The 16,086-nt window shown below is 72.9% G+C and carries 17 protein-coding genes; 9 read left to right on the top strand and 8 right to left on the bottom strand.

The annotated features are described in order from the left end of the window. Nucleotides 1-3: 3 nt before the first annotated feature. Nucleotides 4-1,152, bottom strand: coding sequence for a phytanoyl-CoA dioxygenase family protein (locus tag ACFWJX_RS19845; protein WP_383244593.1), 1,149 nt, complete (start codon nt 1,150-1,152; stop codon nt 4-6). A 201-nt stretch (nt 1,153-1,353) separates the two neighbouring features. On the opposite strand from ACFWJX_RS19845, the gene ACFWJX_RS19840 reads away from it, so the two are divergent. Next, nucleotides 1,354-2,385, top strand: coding sequence for a LacI family DNA-binding transcriptional regulator (locus ACFWJX_RS19840; RefSeq protein ID WP_383244590.1), 1,032 nt, complete (start codon nt 1,354-1,356; stop codon nt 2,383-2,385). 11 nt (nt 2,386-2,396) lie between these two features. On the opposite strand, the gene ACFWJX_RS19835 is transcribed toward ACFWJX_RS19840, so the two are convergent. After that, the gene (locus ACFWJX_RS19835) at nt 2,397-3,557 is read right to left on the bottom strand and encodes a Gfo/Idh/MocA family protein (RefSeq protein ID WP_383244587.1); all 1,161 of its coding nucleotides are present in this window, start codon (nt 3,555-3,557) and stop codon (nt 2,397-2,399) included. Between the two features lie 115 nt (nt 3,558-3,672). Between ACFWJX_RS19835 and ACFWJX_RS19830 the strand changes: the two genes are divergently transcribed. Next, nucleotides 3,673-4,692, top strand: coding sequence for a LacI family DNA-binding transcriptional regulator (locus ACFWJX_RS19830; RefSeq protein ID WP_383244584.1), 1,020 nt, complete (start codon nt 3,673-3,675; stop codon nt 4,690-4,692). On the opposite strand, the gene ACFWJX_RS19825 is transcribed toward ACFWJX_RS19830, so the two are convergent. Next, nucleotides 4,682-5,026 (bottom strand): cupin domain-containing protein, encoded by a 345-nt coding sequence (locus ACFWJX_RS19825; protein WP_383244581.1) that lies wholly within the window; start codon nt 5,024-5,026, stop codon nt 4,682-4,684. The two genes, ACFWJX_RS19830 and ACFWJX_RS19825, sit on opposite strands and share 11 nt — an antisense overlap. 264 nt (nt 5,027-5,290) lie before the next feature. Between ACFWJX_RS19825 and ACFWJX_RS19820 the strand changes: the two genes are divergently transcribed. The 6 genes from ACFWJX_RS19820 to ACFWJX_RS19795 all read left to right on the top strand — a co-directional run bounded on the left by ACFWJX_RS19820 (nt 5,291) and on the right by ACFWJX_RS19795 (nt 11,099). Next, the gene (locus ACFWJX_RS19820) at nt 5,291-5,941 is read left to right on the top strand and encodes a GntR family transcriptional regulator (protein ID WP_383244578.1); all 651 of its coding nucleotides are present in this window, start codon (nt 5,291-5,293) and stop codon (nt 5,939-5,941) included. 180 nt (nt 5,942-6,121) lie between these two features. Then, a complete protein-coding gene (locus ACFWJX_RS19815) occupies nt 6,122-6,874 on the top strand; it encodes a PIG-L deacetylase family protein (RefSeq protein ID WP_383244575.1) in 753 nt (250 codons plus the stop codon). Beyond that, on the top strand, nt 6,871-7,593 hold the full coding sequence (locus tag ACFWJX_RS19810; RefSeq protein ID WP_383244572.1) for a 4-carboxy-4-hydroxy-2-oxoadipate aldolase/oxaloacetate decarboxylase: 723 nt from the start codon (nt 6,871-6,873) through the stop codon (nt 7,591-7,593). The genes ACFWJX_RS19815 and ACFWJX_RS19810 overlap by 4 nt, the downstream gene beginning before the upstream one ends. Then, complete coding sequence (locus tag ACFWJX_RS19805) at nt 7,590-8,702, top strand: 4-oxalomesaconate tautomerase (protein WP_383244570.1); 1,113 nt, start codon at nt 7,590-7,592, stop codon at nt 8,700-8,702. Before ACFWJX_RS19810 ends, ACFWJX_RS19805 begins: the two co-directional genes overlap by 4 nt. Beyond that, nucleotides 8,699-9,649 carry a catechol 2,3-dioxygenase gene (locus ACFWJX_RS19800; protein WP_383244567.1) on the top strand — a complete coding sequence of 317 codons (951 nt, stop codon included), beginning with the start codon at nt 8,699-8,701 and terminating at the stop codon, nt 9,647-9,649. The genes ACFWJX_RS19805 and ACFWJX_RS19800 overlap by 4 nt, the downstream gene beginning before the upstream one ends. Nucleotides 9,650-9,767: 118 nt before the next feature. Further along, complete coding sequence (locus tag ACFWJX_RS19795) at nt 9,768-11,099, top strand: MFS transporter (protein ID WP_383244564.1); 1,332 nt, start codon at nt 9,768-9,770, stop codon at nt 11,097-11,099. A gap of 148 nt (nt 11,100-11,247) precedes the next feature. Here ACFWJX_RS19795 and ACFWJX_RS19790 read toward each other — a convergent pair whose 3' ends face one another. Continuing rightward, on the bottom strand, nt 11,248-11,658 hold the full coding sequence (locus ACFWJX_RS19790; protein WP_383244562.1) for a cupin domain-containing protein: 411 nt from the start codon (nt 11,656-11,658) through the stop codon (nt 11,248-11,250). A gap of 179 nt (nt 11,659-11,837) precedes the next feature. Between ACFWJX_RS19790 and ACFWJX_RS19785 the strand changes: the two genes are divergently transcribed. Next, on the top strand, nt 11,838-11,987 hold the full coding sequence (locus tag ACFWJX_RS19785; protein ID WP_383244559.1) for a hypothetical protein: 150 nt from the start codon (nt 11,838-11,840) through the stop codon (nt 11,985-11,987). Here ACFWJX_RS19785 and ACFWJX_RS19780 read toward each other — a convergent pair. The 4 genes from ACFWJX_RS19780 to ACFWJX_RS19765 all read right to left on the bottom strand — a co-directional run bounded on the left by ACFWJX_RS19780 (nt 11,951) and on the right by ACFWJX_RS19765 (nt 16,084). Next, entirely contained in the window at nt 11,951-12,895 is a 945-nt protein-coding gene (locus ACFWJX_RS19780; protein ID WP_383244556.1) for an alpha/beta hydrolase fold domain-containing protein, read from the bottom strand. The two genes, ACFWJX_RS19785 and ACFWJX_RS19780, sit on opposite strands and share 37 nt — an antisense overlap. A gap of 140 nt (nt 12,896-13,035) precedes the next feature. After that, complete coding sequence (locus ACFWJX_RS19775) at nt 13,036-14,118, bottom strand: class I SAM-dependent methyltransferase (RefSeq protein WP_383244554.1); 1,083 nt, start codon at nt 14,116-14,118, stop codon at nt 13,036-13,038. Then, nucleotides 14,115-15,275 (bottom strand): glycosyltransferase, encoded by a 1,161-nt coding sequence (locus tag ACFWJX_RS19770; RefSeq protein WP_383244551.1) that lies wholly within the window; start codon nt 15,273-15,275, stop codon nt 14,115-14,117. Before ACFWJX_RS19770 ends, ACFWJX_RS19775 begins: the two co-directional genes overlap by 4 nt. Next, nucleotides 15,272-16,084 carry an alpha/beta fold hydrolase gene (locus ACFWJX_RS19765; RefSeq protein ID WP_383244548.1) on the bottom strand — a complete coding sequence of 271 codons (813 nt, stop codon included), beginning with the start codon at nt 16,082-16,084 and terminating at the stop codon, nt 15,272-15,274. Before ACFWJX_RS19765 ends, ACFWJX_RS19770 begins: the two co-directional genes overlap by 4 nt. Nucleotides 16,085-16,086: the final 2 nt, after the last annotated feature.

The following is a 16,086-nucleotide window of genomic DNA, read 5'->3' as shown; positions in this document are numbered from 1 at the left end:
CTTTCAGCTCGCGCGCCGTCGGGCGCCGGCCCGCAGCGCGTCCCGCAGGGCTTCGGGGGTCCAGGCCTCGCGCAGCGCCCGCCGTACGGTGTCCGCCTGCGAGGGCGGGGCCAGGCCGTCCACCGGCGGGTCGCTGTCGAGGTTGGTGGGGAAGGGGTAGCCCTCGGCGCTCGCGGCGACCACCCGCTCCAGCCAGGCCGTGCCGGCGCCGTCCGCGGCGCGCTTCAGCAGCACCGGGTACACGGCGTTCGTCACCGCCTCCCGGTCGACCGTCTCCATGGCCCGGCCGAACGCGGAGGACACCTGGAGCAGGTTCGCGGTACGGCGGATGCCGGCGGAGCGGTTGGTGCCGGCCGCGTGGAAGAGGGCCGGGTTGAAGAAGACGGCGTCGCCCCGGGTCAGGGGCAGCTGGACGTGCCGTTCCTCGAAGTAGGCCCGGAACTCGGGCAGTCGCCACGCGAGATAGCCGGGGCCGTACTTCTGCGAGTGAGGCAGATACATCGTCGGACCGGACTCCACGGGCATGTCGCAGTGGGCGACCGCGCCCTGGAGGGTGAGCACGGGGGAGAGCCGGTGGACGTGCGCCGGGTAGGCGGCCGCGGCCTCGTTCGACAGGAACCCGAGGTGGTAGTCGCGGTGCGCGGTCTGTGCGGCGCCGCCCGGATTGACGACGTTGACCTGCGAGGTCACCTGGTAGCCGGGGCCGAGCCAGGCCCGTGCGACCAGGGCGAGGAGGTCGTTGGCGTAGTAGTCGGCGAACGCCTCCGGGTCGTGCCGGGCGGCCTTCTCCAGCGCGTTCCACACCCGGTCGTTGGCGCCGGGCTTCGCGAAGTGGTCGCCGGCGGCCGTGCCCGACGCGCGCTGCTCGGCGATCAGGGCGTCGAACACGGCCGTCAGCCGGTCGACGACCGCCGGGTCGGGGAAGGCGTCCCGGAACACCACGATGCCGGGCCCGTCGGCGAGGGCGCGGACCAGCTCGGCCCCGACCTCCGGGACGACGCCGCCGCGCAGCCGGTCGCCGTCGTACACGAGGACGTTCTGCTCCACGGAGGCGGCGTGCGGGTAGTCGGCGACCTCGGTCCCGCGTTCGACCAGCGCGCGGAAGGCGTCGAGGTCGCAGTCCCGCTCGGACAGCCAGGGGGTGAAGGACATCGTCGTCCTCTCGGTGACAGGGGTGGTTCGGCTCGGTGGGACGGCTCCGTGGAGGGGAGTCGCCCGGCTCGGTCGGACGGATCGTGAACGGGAGTCGCCCGGCTCGGTGACAGGCGTTGCCCGGCGCTGTCATTCTTGTCAGTACAAACCCCTCGAACAACCAGCAGGAAGCCATCAAAAACCCCTCAAGGAGACGACGACATGGGGCATCCCTTCCCGATCCGTGAGATAGCCCGGCAGGCGGGCCTCAGCGAGGCCACCGTGGACCGGGTCCTCAACGGCAGGGGAGGGGTGCGCGAGAGCACCGTGCGGGAGGTCCGCCGGGCGATCACCGACCTCGACCGGCAGCGCACCCAGGTCCGGCTGGTCGGCCGCACCTTCATGATCGACATCGTGATGCAGACACCCGAACGGTTCTCCACCGCCGTACGGGCCGCCCTGGAGGCCGAGCTGCCGGCGCTGCACCCCGCGGTCGTCCGCTCCCGCTTCCACTTCCGGGAGACCGGACCCGTCGCCGAACTGGTCCGCACCCTGGACCGGATCGCCCGGCGCGGCTCCCAGGGCGTGGTCCTCAAGGCGCCCGACGTCCCCGAGGTCACGGCCGCCGTCGGCCGGCTCACGGAGGCCGGCGTCCCGGTGGTGACCCTCGTGACCGACCTGCCCACCTCGGCCCGCCTCGCCTACGTCGGCATCGACAACCGGGCCGCCGGCGCCACCGCCGCCTACCTCATGGGCCAGTGGCTGGGCGAGCGGCCCGGCAATGTGCTCACCAGTCTCAGCAGCGGCTTCTTCCGCAACGAGGAGGAGCGGGAGATGGGTTTCCGCGGCGCCGTGCGCGCCCGCCACCCGCAGCGCGCGCTCGTGGAGATCGCCGAGGGGCAGGGCCTCGACGCCACCCAGTACGACCTCGTCCGCGCCGCCCTCGAACGCGACCCGGAGATCCGCGCCGTCTACTCCATCGGCGGCGGCAACATCGCCACCCTGCGCGCCTTCGCCGACCTCGGCCGGGAGTGCGCCGTGTTCGTCGCCCACGACCTCGACCACGACAACACCCGCCTGCTGCGCGAGCACCGGCTCTCCGCCGTGCTCCACCACGACCTGCGCCAGGACATGCGGGAGGCCTGCCACGCCGTGATGCGGGCGCACGGCGCGCTGCCGCCCGCCGGGCCGGTACCGCCGTCGGCGATCCAGGTGGTGACGCCGTACAACATGCCGCCCGCCGCCCTCGGCTGACGGCCGTCCGGTCAGGCCGTGGGCACGTCCACCCAGGCCCCGCTCTCCGCCGAGCGCGCCATCGCGTCCAGAACGGCCGCACTGCGCACGGCGTCCGTGAGGGTCGCCCCGTACGGGGTGCCCTCGGCGATCGAGCGGAGGAAGCGGTAGGCCTCGATCACCTTCAGGTCGTCATAGCCCATCGCGTTCGCGGCGCCCGGCTGGAAGGCGCCGAACTCGCCCGCGCCGGGGCCGACGTACACCGTGCTCACCGGCTGGTCCTGGTACGTGGTGCCGCGGCTGACGGCCAGCTCGTTCATCCGGCGGAAGTCCCAGGACACCGCGCCGCGGGTGCCGTGCACCTCGAAGCCGTAGGAGTTCTGCTCGCCGACGGAGACCCGGCAGGCCTCCAGGACGCCGCGGGCGCCGGAGCGGAACCGGAGCAGACAGCTGACGTAGTCCTCGTTCTCGACCGGTCCCGGTTCGCCGCCCGTGGCCAGCGTGTGGCCGGCGGTGGTCCCGGTGGGACGGGCCCGCTCGGGGACGAAGACGGCGGTGTCGGCGGTCAGTGACATGATCTCGCCGAGCAGGAAGCGGGCCAGGTCGGCCCCGTGCGAGGCGAGGTCGCCGAGGACCCCGCTGCCGCCGCGCTCACGCTCGTAGCGCCAGGTCAGGGCGGAGTCGGGGTGGGCGGCGTAGTCGCTGAAGAGGCGGATGCGGACGTGGGTGACCACGCCGATGTCACCGGCGGCGATCAGGTCGCGGGCGGCCTCCACGGCGGGCGCGTTGCGGTAGTTGAAGCCGACCGCGCCCTGGACGCCGGCCTTCGCGACCGCGTCCGCGACCGCACGGGCGTCGCCGGCCGTGAGGCCCACCGGCTTCTCGATCCAGATGTGCTTGCCGGCCCCGGCCATCGCCACGCCGATCTCGCGGTGCAGGAAGTTCGGCGCGGTGATGCTGACCGCGCCCACCCGGGGGTCGGCGGCGACCTCCCGCCAGTCGCGGACCGCCGAGGCGAACCCGTACTGCCCGGCGGCCTGTTCGGCCCGGCCCGGCACCTCCTCGGCGACCGTGATCAGCTCGGGCCGCAGGGCCAGCTGCGGGTAATGGTGCGGCACGCGCGTGTAGGCCTGGGTGTGCACCCGGCCCATCCAGCCGAACCCGACGACGGCCACACCCAGCGGATCACTCACGGCAGCAGCCCTTCTTTGGACCGGTCCATATCCTGTCCAGGTCACCCTGAGGGTGCTCTTCCCAGCGTGTCAAGGCCCTTTGACAACCGGCGTGGCCCATGGAACGGTCCACCGCATGAGAGCGCCGACCATCCGTGACGTCGCCGACCGGGCCGGCGTGTCCAAGTCCCTGGTCTCCCTCGTCCTGCGCGGCTCCGACCAGGTGCGCGCCGAGAAGCGGGACGCCGTTCTGAAGGCCGTGCGCGAGCTGGGCTACCGGCCCAACGCGGCGGCCCGCAGCCTCAGCGAACGCCGCACCCGGACCATCGGGGTCCTCCTCAACGACCTGCGCAATCCCTGGTACGTCGATCTCCTCGACGGCCTCAACTCGCTGCTGTCCGCGAGCGGCCTGCACATGCTGCTCGCCGACGCCCGCCTCAACCGGCGCGTGGGCCGCGACCTCGCCGGACCGTTCCTCGACCTGCGGGCCGACGGCCTGGTCGTCGTCGGCACGCTGCCCGACCCGGCCGCCCTCGACGCGGTCGCCGCCCGCATCCCGGTCGTCGTCGCGGGTGCGCGCGAGCCGGTGCCGACGGGGGTGGACGTCGTCGCCAACGACGACGGGCGGGGCGCCCGGCTGGTCACCGAGCACCTCATCGGCCTCGGCCACCGCACGATCGCGCACCTCGCCGGCTACGGCGCCGTCGGCGAGCTGCGCCGGGCCGGCTTCGAGTCGGTGATGCGCGAGCGCGGGCTCGCGGAGCGGGCGCCGGTCGAGCCGTGCGACATGACGGAGGAGGGCGGCTACCGCGCCACCGTACGGCTGCTCAGCCGGCCCGACCGGCCCACCGCCGTCTTCGCCGTCAACGACATCGCGTGCGTCGGCGCCCTCTCCGCGGCCGAGGAACTGGGCCTCTCCGTCCCCCGCGACCTGTCCCTCGTCGGCTACGACAACACGAGCATCTCCCGCCTGCGCCACCTGTGGCTCACCACCGTCGACCACGCCGGCCACGAGGTCGGCCGCCGCGCCGCCCGCTGCCTCCTCGACCGCCTGGAGCGGCCCGGCGGAGAGGGCCGCCTCCACCTGACGGCACCGACGCTGGAGGTGCGGGGGACCTCGGGGCCGCCGGTGGTGCCGGGGACCGTCAGAGGTTGATGGCGTACGCCTTGCGCAGGGTCTCGTGCACGGTCCACGTCGTCCGGTCGCCGGCGCGCAGTACCGCCATGTCGCCGGGCCCGACCCGCAGCGTGGCCCCGCCCTCGACCTCGACGGTCGCCGAACCGCTGATCACCACGAACAGCTCGTCCGCCTCGGTGTCGGTGACGACTCCCGGCGTGATCTGCCAGATCCCCCGAACCTGCCGCCCGTCCGGCGACTCCCACACCACCTTGCCGCTCACCTCGGGCGCCCCCGACACGATCTGCCCGGGGTCGAGCGGCTCGGGTTCGAGATCGGCGTCGGGGATGTGGAGAGCGAAGCTGGGTGTCATGGGGCGACTTTAACGAGGCGGTGCGTGGGGCGGGGTTGACGGTGTGTGCGGTATCGGAGCGGACGGCGTGACATTTCGTCGCGGCCGAAGCCCCTGCCGGAGCCGGTGGCCTTGGGAGACAGGGCGGACCGGCGTACATGGCGGGATCCCACGGCTCCGGGCCCGTAGGCTCGTCGAGCCCACCGCAATATGGCAGACAAAATTGTTGACAATCTTGTTTGGCTAGATTTAGGTTCGACAGGCACTCACTCAGGGAGGGCAACGATGCCGAAAGAAGCCCGTCCGAGCACCGGGGAGCAGGCCAAGCAGCATGCGCTCGCGCAGCTGCGGCAGGCGATCCTGCACGGCGAGATGGCACCGGCGCAGCGGCTGGTGGAGAACGAGCTCGCCGAGCAGTTCGGTGTGACGCGGGCCAGCATCCGCGCGGCGCTCATCGATCTGGAGTCCCAGGGACTCGTCGAACGGATCCGCAACCGCGGCTCGCGGGTGCGGGTGGTGAGCGTGGACGAAGCGGTCGCCATCACCGAGTGCCGGATGGTCCTCGAAGGGCTGTGCGCGGCGAAGGCGGCCGTCGCGGCCAGCGACGACCAACTGGACCGGCTGACCGACCTCGGCACCGCGATGAGCAAGTCCGTGGCCGATGGTGAGCCGGTGACCTACTCCGAGCTCAACCACGAACTGCACGTCCGCATCCGGGAGTTCTCCGACCAGCGGACCGCGCAGGAGCTGCTGGAGCGGCTCAACGCCCAACTGGTGCGTCACCGCTTCCAGTTGGCGCTGAGGCCGGGGCGTCCGCAGCAATCCCTGAACGAGCACCTGACCATGATCGAAGCGATCAGGGCCAGGGACCCGCAGGCGGCCGAGGCGGCCGTCCGCGCCCACCTCACCAGCGTGATCGAGGCGCTGCGCGACTGATCACGGCTGCGCGGGGCGGGCGCCCACCTGTTCACCACGGCGAGTGAGCCGATGGGGCGCGCCGGTGTCCGGGAGCGCGAGCGTGCGGAGGCCCGAAGGGGGCCGAACGCGCGGTCGCGGTCCCACGAACGCCGGTCGGAGCGCTCCGGAGGCGAGCCGCCCCACAAGGGAGATTGCAGCATGACCCAGGCCACAGCGCCCGCCGGCCCACCCCGATCGACCCTCGTCGTCACCGCGCACGCCGGTGACTTCGTGTGGCGGGCGGGCGGTGCCATCGCCCTGGCCGCCTCGCGCGGGGAGCGGGTCACCATCGCGTGCCTGACCTTCGGCGAGCGCGGCGAGTCCGCCAAGGCATGGCGCGAGGGCAAGAAGCTGGACGAGATCAAGGCGATCCGCCGGGACGAGGCCGAGCGCGCCGCCGCCACCCTCGGCGCCGAGGTCCGTTTCTTCGACGCGGGCGACTACCCGCTGGTCGTGACCGCCGAGCTGACCGACAGGCTGGTCGAGGTCTACCGCGAGACCCAGCCGGACGTCGTCCTCACCCACCCCACCGAGGACCCGTACAACGGCGACCACCCGGCCGCCAACCGCATGGCCCTGGAGGCCCGCGTCCTCGCCCAGGCCATCGGCTACCCGGGTCCCGGCGAGATCATCGGCGCCCCGCCCGTCTTCTACTTCGAGCCGCACCAGCCCGAGATGAGCGGCTTCCGGCCCGAGGTCCTCCTCGACATCACCGAGGTGTGGGAGACCAAGCGCAAGGCCATGGAGTGCCTCGGCGCCCAGCAGCACCTGTGGGACTACTACACCGACCTCGCCGTCCGCCGAGGCGTCCAGCTCAAGCGCAACGCGGGCCCCAACCTGGGCCTCGCGCACAGGACGATGGCCGAGGCGTACATGCGCCCCTACCCGCAGATCGCGAAGGAGCTGGCATGAGCGGCGTGATCGTCACCGGCCCGCCGAAGGCGAACCCGAAGGACGTCGACGCGCTGGCCGCCTTCGGGGTGGCCACCGTGAGCGAGGCGATGGGGCGAACGGGCCTGCTGGGCCCGGGGATCCGCCCGATCCAGCAGGGCGTACGGGTCGCCGGCACCGCCGTCACGGTGCTCAGCTGGCCCGGCGACAACCTGATGATCCACGCGGCCGTCGAGCAGTGCGGCGAGGGCGACATCCTCGTCGTCACCACCACCTCGCCGTCCACGGACGGCATGTTCGGCGAGCTGTTCGCCACCGCGCTGCGCCAGCGGGGCGTGCGCGGCCTGGTCATCAACGCCGGCATCCGCGACACCCAGGAACTGCGCGAGATGGACTTCCCGGCCTGGTCCCGTGCCGTCTGCGCGCAAGGCACGGTGAAGGCCACCGGCGGCTCGGTCAACGTCCCCGTGGCCGTCGACGGCCAGGTGATCCGCCCCGGTGACGTGATCCTCGCCGACGACGACGGTGTCGTGGTCGTCCCGCGCGAACGCGCCCGCGCCACCGCCGAGGCGTCCGAGGCCCGCGAGGTCAAGGAGGCGAAGGCCCGCGCCGCGTTCCTCGACGGCCAACTGGGTCTGGACCGCTACGGGTTGCGCGACACCCTGAAGCGGCTCGGCGTCGAGTACCGGAGTTACGACGAGTACACGGCGGGCGCCGCGGACGCGGGGGAGTCCTCGTGAGCGGTGTGCCCGAGGGGGTGCCGTGCCTGCTGATGCGGGGCGGCACCTCCAAGGGCGCCTACTTCCTCGCCGCCGACCTCCCCGCCGAAGGGGCCCTGCGCGACGACCTGTTGCTGCGGATCATGGGCAGTCCCGACGAGCGCCAGATCGACGGCCTGGGGGGCGCCCATCCGCTCACCAGCAAGGTGGCCGTGGTCTCACCCTCGGCCGATCCGGACACCGATGTCGACTACCTCTTCCTCCAAGTCTCCGTCGACCGGCCCGAGGTGAGTGATCGTCAGAACTGCGGGAACATCCTCGCCGGCGTCGGACCGTTCGCCGTCGAGCGCGGACTCGTGCCGGCGGGCCCCCGGGAGACCTCCGTCCGCATCCGCATGGTCAACAGCGGCGACCGGGCCACGGCGACCTTCCCGACGCCCGGCGGCCGGGTCGACCACACCGGCGACGCGGAGATCTCCGGCGTACCGGGCGCCGGGGCACCCGTACTGATCGAGTTCCCGCCCGGCCCGAACCCGCTCCTGCCCACCGGCAGCGTCCGGGAGGAGATCGACGGCGTCCAGGTGACCTGCGTGGACAACGGCATGCCGACGGTCCTGATCGCCGCGACCTCCCTCGAGGTCACCGGCTACGAGTCGCCCGCCGCACTGGAGGAGGTCCCGGGCCTGGCCGGCCGGCTCCGCGGGATCAGGCTGGAGGCGGGCCGCCGTATGGGCCTCGGAGACGTGACGGACACCACCGTCCCCAAGCTCACGCTGCTCGCCCCGCCCCGCGAAGGCGGCGCCGTCACCACCCGCACCTTCATCCCCGTGCGCTGCCACCCCTCCATCGGAGTGCTCGGCGCGGCCGGAGTCGCGGCGGGCCTTCGGATCGAAGGGAGCGTCGGTGCCGACCTCGCGCACCTCGAGCCCGGCAGTGACCGGATTCGCCTAGAACATCCCACTGGTTTCCTGGACATCGAAAGCAGCCTCGTCCCCACCCCCGAGGGCCTGCCCTCCGCCCGCCGCACGGCCGTGGTCCGCACGGCCCGCAAGATCTTCGACGGCACCGTGTTCCCCCGGTCCGCCGGGACGGCACCGATCCACCCGCACCCCCTTGGAGGTCAACGATGACTCCGCCGCTCGGCGACATCGCGCACATCGGCCACGCCCAGCTGTTCACCCCGGACCTGGACGCCAGCGTCGGCTTCTTCACCGACTACCTGGGCCTCACCGTCAACGGCCGGGACGGTGACACGGTCTATCTGCGGACCTTCGACGACTACGAGCACCACAGCCTGGTCCTCACCGCCCGCGCCACCCCCGGCCTCGGCCGGCTCGCCCTGCGCACCTCCGGCGAGGAGGCGCTCCAGCGCCGCGTGAAGGCGGTCGAGGAGGCCGGCGGCACCGGCCGCTGGGCCGAGGACGAGCCCGGCCTCGGAAAGCTGTACGTCACCACCGACCCGGACGGCCACGAGCACGCCCTCTACTGGGAGAGCGAGTACTACCGGGCCCCCGAGGAGCTGAAACCGGCGCTGAAGAACCAGCCGCAGGCCAAGCCCAACCGGGGCGTCGGCGTACGCCGCCTGGACCACGTCAACTTCCTCGCCGCCGACGTCCTCGCCAACGCCGAGTTCCAGCAGAACATCCTCGGCGCCCGGCCCACCGAGCAGATCCGGCTCGACACCGGGAGGATCGCGGCACGCTGGCTGACGTACACGGACAAGTCGTACGACGTCGTCTACACCTCGGACTGGACCGGGAGTGCCGGGCGGCTGCATCACATCGCCTTCGCGACCGACACCCGCGAGGACATCCTGCGCGCCGCCGATCTCGCCATCGACAGCGGCGTGTTCATCGAGACGGGCCCGCACAAGCACGCCATCCAGCAGACGTTCTTCCTGTACGTCTACGAGCCCGGCGGCAACCGCATCGAACTGTGCAACCCGCTCACCCGCCTGGTGCTGGCGCCCGACTGGCCGCTGGTCACCTGGACCGAGGAGGAGCGGAAGAAGGGGCAGGCCTGGGGCCTGCAGACCATCGCGTCGTTCCACACGCACGGCACCCCACCGGTCGCGTAACGGCCCCAGCGGCCCCGATGCCCACACCTCGTCGATGAGATTGTTGACAAAAGTGTTGACGAAAATCGCCGTGGGTCCTTAGCGTCGGGGCACCCCGCCCGCACGAGAGGAAACAAAGATGTCCTCCTCCCCCTCCCCCCTGTCCGCCCGCGGCAGCAGACTGGCCCTCCTGGTCGTCGGTCTCTGCTGGCTGGCCGTCCTCTTCGACGGCCTGGACATGTTCATCTACGGCTCGGTCCTCCCGCACCTGCTGGAGACCAGGACCTTCGGCCTCACCCCGGACCAGGCCGGCGACCTCGGCAGCTACGCCACCTTCGGCATGCTGATCGGCGCGCTCGCCGCGGGCACGATCGCCGACCGGATCGGCCGCAAGAAGCTGATGGTCTCCTGCGTGACCCTCTTCTCGCTGGCCTCGGGCCTGTGCGCCCTCGCCGACAGCGTCGCCGTCTTCGGCCTCGGCCGGACCCTCGCCGGCGTCGGCCTCGGCGGACTGCTCCCGACCGCGATCAGCATGGTCTCCGACTACGCCCCGCGCGGCCGCGGCGCCATCGTCATCGGCCTGCTGATGACCGCCCACCACGCCGGCGGCATCCTCTCCGCCTACGTCGCCAAGTGGCTCGTGGAGCCCGTCGGCTGGCGTGCCGCGTTCTGGGTGTGCGTACTGCCGCTGCTGTTCGCCCCGGTCCTCGCCCGGTTCCTGCCCGAGTCGCTGAGCTTCCTCGTCGCCAGGGGACGTACCGAGGAAGCCCGCGCACTGGCCGCCCGCTACGACGTCGAGGTGCCCGCCGCCAAGTCGGCCAAGGCCGGCGCGGGCGAGCGCTGGACCAACCTGGTCAGCCTCTTCCGCGGTCGTGAGTGGACCCAGACGCTGCTGTACTGGCTGGCCTCCTTCGGCGGTCTGCTCCTCGTCTACGGCGTCGCCACCTGGCTGCCCACCCTGATGCGCGCCGAAGGCTACGAACTGGGCTCCGCGCTGTCCTTCGTGGTCGTCTTCAACCTCGGCGGCATCGCGGGCATGCTGATCGCCGGCCGGGCGGCCGACTGCTTCGGCGCCCCGCGCATCTCGGCGATCTGGTTCGCGCTGACCGCCGTCGGCGTGTACCTGCTCAGTGTGCACATGCCGATGACGGTGACGATGATCGTCGTCTTCCTCACGGGCGTCTTCCTCAACAGCGCCCAGACGATGATCTACGCGACGGTGTCCATCCGCTCCCACCCGGACAACCGCGCCACCGCCGTCGGCTGGACCTCCGGCATGGGCCGCTTCGGTGCCGTCTTCGGTCCGTGGCTCGGCGGCCAGCTCCTCGCCTCGAACCAGGGCGACTGGGGGTTCACCGCCTTCGCCCTGGCCGGCGTCTCGTCCATGGTCTTCATCGGGATCGCGGCCCTGCGCACCCCGGGGACGGCCGCCCAGGACAGCCCGCGCGCGCAGCAGCTGGCCGCGCACTGACCGGCCGGGCGGCCGGTCAGGGGCTGCCCGGCCACCGGAGGTGACGACGGACGCCGGCCACCGCGCCGCAGGTGCGGGGCCGGCGTCCGGTCGCACTCTCCTCCCCGTCGCGGAACGGCCGGGAACCTGCTGGGGTTACCGGTCGCGGCTACTCGGCCGTGCCCATCCGGTCCTCCGCCGACAGGTGTTCCACCGTCCGGCCCGTCTCGGTGAACGTGCGCGTGACGTGGCCCGAGGAGTACACCCACAGGATGCGCAGCGGACGGTCGCCGACGTTGCGGAACAGGTGGGGGACCGGGGAGGGGACGTACGTCGTGTCGAACCGCTCCAGCCTGGTCACCTCGCCGTCCACCCACACCTCCGCCTCGCCGTCGAGGACCGTCACGTGCTCGTCGCAGTTGTGCGAGTGCAGGGGCGCCCCGGAGCCGACCGGGTAGACGCTCATCCCGCTGGTGATCCGGTTCTCCCCGTTCGCGGCGGGGGTGGTGATCAGCGGGGTCGTCACGACCGAGCCGCCGCGGTCCGGCAGCGGGACCGACGCGACCTTGATGGTGGTCATCCGGAGTTCCTCGTTCCTCTCCATGGCCCGAAGGCATCGTGCCGAACGACGTTAGGTCGCCGCCTTCGTGAAGGGGGGCCTCCGGCGAGCAGGTCTACGTTGCGTTCCGAGGTGGGTGAGCAAGTCCGGCACGGCTGTACCTTCACCTGCACCGCACGGCTCTAGGACCCGTGACCGTCATGCGCCGGAAAGAAAAGGCAGGCATCATCGATCACATGGGCATAATGGCCCGCTGCGTCGACGACGCGATCGGCTACTGGGTCCAGGAGACCGCGCACCTCACCGTCCACCGTCAGGAGACGTCGGGCGCGGCGGCCCGCCGCAGGTGACGGGCGATCAGAAGGTAGGTGGAGCGGGCCCTCACGTCGTCCTTGGTGTCGTAGCCGTGGTCGGCCCCGGCGACCTCGTGGTGCTCGACCAGGGCGCCGGCCGCGGCCAGCCGCCCGGCGTAGCGTTCCGCCTCGTCGCGCAGCAGGTCGTACTCCGCCGTGATGACCAGCGCCGGGGCGATGCCCCGCAGGTCGGCGGTGTCCGAGACGCCGGCGGGCGAGACCAGCCGGTCGGCGCGGTGACGCGGGTCCGGCACGTACGAGGTGTCGAAGACCTCCGCCATCCAGGGCCGCAGCATCGGCCTGGCGACGGCGGCCTTCTTGTCGCGGGCGCTGGTCGCGAGGTCCAGCGGGGGATAGTGCAGCACCTGGAGCGCGAGCGGGGGACCGTCCTGTTCCAGGGACTGGCGGGCCACGGCGGCGGCGAGCCCGCCGCCCGCGCTCTGCCCGCCGACGCTGAGCCGGCCGCCGTCCCAGCCCTGTTCCGCACCGTGCTCGGCGACCCAGCGGACCACGTCGTACGCCTGTGTGGGCGGGGCCGGGAACGGGTGCTGTGGGGCGACGACGTACTTCACGTTGACCACGACCACTCCCGCCTCGACGGCGAGGATCCGGCAGAGCGCGTCGTCGATCTCCGGCATCGACATGACGTAGCCGCCGCCGTGGAAGTTGACGTGGACCGGAGGCCGTGCGGCCGTGCCGGCCGGGGGCGTGTAGATCGTGACCGGGGCCGGGGCGACGGAGGTCGGCACGGTCGCCTCGCGGGCGTCACGCGGGTAGGCGGGGAACCGGGCCTGCCGGGCGGCGGTGGAACCGGGTCCGTCGGAGCGGCGGCTCGCCAGCCGGGTGAGGCCCTGCAGGGTCTTGGCGGCACGGGTCGCCACCGCGGGTCTGGCCAGGAGGGACATGGGCTTTCCGTTCGTCGGGGCGTAGCGTCGGCCGGCAGGCCGTGATCGCTGTCATTGACAGGAATCCTGGCGATCGGTCGGGCTGAAAGTAGCACGGCGCCGACGCCCGCACACCCCCCTGGCCCCGCCCCCCCCCGCGCTCAGTCGCGCCGCGCCACGATCCGGTAGGCGTTGGACACGCCCAGCCGGTGCGACAGCGGCCGGACCGCGAACCGGTCGAGCAGCGTGCCCGCGATCAGCACCGGAACGCCGGTGAGGAACAGCGCGGCCCGCAGCGTGCGGAGCGCCGCGTTCGGGGGCTCCGGCAGCCAGGGCGCGTCCTCGCGCGGCGCCGCGCGGTCCAGCGCCAGCCATACGGCGGCCAGCAGATCCACCGGGTCGTGCGGCTCGGCGTGCTGCTCCGCGACCACCGTGAACCCGAGGTCCGTGAGCCGTTCCCGCAGGTTGGCCACCGGCACGAAGTGCAGGTGCTGCGGCTGGAGCCACGGCAGCCACCAGCGGCCCAGGAGACGGGCGTACCGGCTCTCCGGGTCCGGGACCTCGATGAGGAGATGCCCGCCGGGCCGGACGGTCTCCCGGGCGGCGCGCAGCTCACGGTCGGGATCGGTGCTGTGCTCCAGGTAGTGGAACATGCTCACCACGTCGTAGCGGGCGGCCAGTTCGGGCGCGAGGTCGGGGAACGCGCCCCGGTAGCCGTGCTCCACGCGGCCCTCCCGCGCGGCGAGTTCGACGCCGTCGGTGAAGTCCAGTCCGTCGAACGTCGTCCCCGGCAGCACTTCCTTGGCGACCGCGCAGAAGTGCCCGTGTCCGGTGCCGACGTCCAGCCAGGTCTTGGGCCCGGCATCGTGCGGCAGCATCGACCCGGCCCGGCCCCGGTACATCTTCGTGCGCCCGCCGAAGGCGTCGCCGAGCTTCTTCTCGCCGAGCCCGTCGTAGAAGTCCCGGTAGTAGAACTCCAGCCCCGCCGCGCTGAGCCGGGGGTTCTGGAAGGTGTGCCCGCAGCCCTCGCAGCGGTCCAGGACGAACCGGCCCGGCTTGTGCTGGAGCAGGTCCGTCGTGCGCAGCCGGGTGGTCAGCCGGTCGGATCCGCACCAGGGGCAGTCGGTGCGCCGGGGCTCGAAGAAGCGGTCCAGGCCCGCGGCGAGATCGGCCTGGTATCCGGGGCGCAGCGCCGCGATCCGGGCGCCGGGCTTGATCTTGTCGCGCTCGGTCTCGTCACTCATGACAACTCCCTGGCGAGTTCCTCGAGATGGTCCGCGGCCGCAGGGGTCCCGCCGGCCGCCCGGAAGGCGGCGCCGATCCGTTCGGCCGCCGCCCGGTGGCCGGGTTCGTCGAGTACGGCGTCGAGGGCCGCGCCCAGCCGCGGCGCGCCGGCCCGGCCGAACCGCACCCGCACCCCGGCCCCGGCGTCCGTGACCTGTCCGGCCACCACCGGCTGGTCGTCGCGGATGGGGGCCACCACCAGCGGGATCCCGTGCCACAGTGCCTCGCACACCGTGTTGTGCCCGGCGTGGCAGACCACCGCAGCCACCCCCCGCTGCAGCAGGGCGAGTTGGGGAACGGACGGCACGACCAGTACGTCCTTGTCGTCGCCCGGTGCCCGCAGGGTGCCGCCGGGGTCGACGACCACCCCCTGCACCCGGTCCGCCCGTGCGCGCAGCGCCTCCACGCACACCTCCAGGAAGCGGTCGCCGACGTCGGTGTTCGCGGTGCCGAGCGTCACCAGCACGGTCGCCCGTCCGGCGTCGAGCCACTCCCAGGGGAAGCCGGCCCCGGCGGGGCGGGCTGCCACGGAGGGGCCCACCCAGCGGACCCCGTCGGCGGGTCCCGCCAACTCCGGTGCGCTGAAGGCGAGGACGAGATGCGGCGAGAACCGCGGGTCGGCCCGGCCCGCCGGGTCACCGACCGAGGCGCGCAGGAGCGCCAGCCGCTCCTCCAGCCACTCCCTGACCTTCGGCAGCCCTGCCAGCGGATCGGTGAACTCGGCCGAGGTGGTCGCCGAGGTCGCCCACGGCACCCCGAGCCGTTCCGCGACCAGCGCGCCCGCGAAGGCCTGCTGGTCGGCGAGCACCACGTCCGGCCGGAACTCCCCGACGGCCGCGCGCACGCCCGGCGCCATCGCCTCGGCGAGCGGCAGCAGGTACCACTCCCACAGGAACCTCAGCGCCTCGGGCCCGCGCAGCTCGGGCGGCCGGCTCCCTTCGGGTGCCCCGGCGCAGGCGAACACCTCGGCGCCCGCACCCGCGAGCCGCCGGACCAGCGCGGGGTCGGCGCACACCCACGCCACCCGGTGCCCCCGTCCGGCGAGTTCGGCCGCCACGCCCACGACCGGGTTGATGTGCCCGGTCAACGGTGGTACCACGAACAGGAATCGGCTCACCGGACCTCGGCCCTCGCCGTCTCGGCCTCCCGCACCAGCGCCAGCACATGGCCGCCCACCGCCGGGGCCGCCTCCACCAGCACCGAGTGCTCGTGCCCCGGAATCACCACGGTCCGGCAGTCCGGCAGCAACGCCTCCAGCCAGGGCGCCAGTCCGGCGAGGTCGGAGTCGCCGCCGTACACGCCGAGCACCGGGCAGCGCACCGCCGTGATCTGCTCCTCCGTCAGCACCCGGCTGGCCGGGATGTCCCGTCCCAGTGTGGTGTCGCGGGCGAGGCGGGCCGCGCCCCTGGCGAGGCGCGCGGTGTTGTGGCCGCGGTGCGCGGTGATCCAGGCGATGGCGTCGGTCTCGTTGTGCGCGAGCTGCGTCACCACCCGGTCCAGGATGCCCCCCAGCTTCACCGCCCAGGCGGGCGTGGCCGGTTCGGACTCGATCAGGGTGACGCTGGCGGCACGCTCCGGATGCCGTGCCGCGTAGCCGAACGCGACCGTCCCGCCGTAGGAGTTGCCCACCAGATGCACCGGGCCGGTCACCGCGAGGCGGTCGAGGAGCGCCTCGAGGTCGTCGACGTTGTCGTCCAGGGTGTAGCCGTCGGCGGGGCGTCCGCTGCGGCCGTGGCCGCGCAGGTCGTACATGACGACGTCCAGGCCCGCGGCGGCGAACGCGGGGGCCACGGTGAAGTAGTAGCTGGCCAGGCTGTCGGTCAGCAGGCCGTGCACCAGCACCACGGTGGCGGTGGCCGGCCGGCCGTCGCGGGGGCCGATCCGCTGCACGTGCAACCGGACGGCGCCGGTGTCGACCATGGCCATGG

The organism is Streptomyces sp. NPDC058335 (genome assembly GCF_042723915.1).
GTDB lineage: Bacteria > Actinomycetota > Actinomycetes > Streptomycetales > Streptomycetaceae > Streptomyces.
Note: the sequence above shows the minus strand (reverse complement) of the source record. Positions and strands in the feature narration are given on the sequence as shown.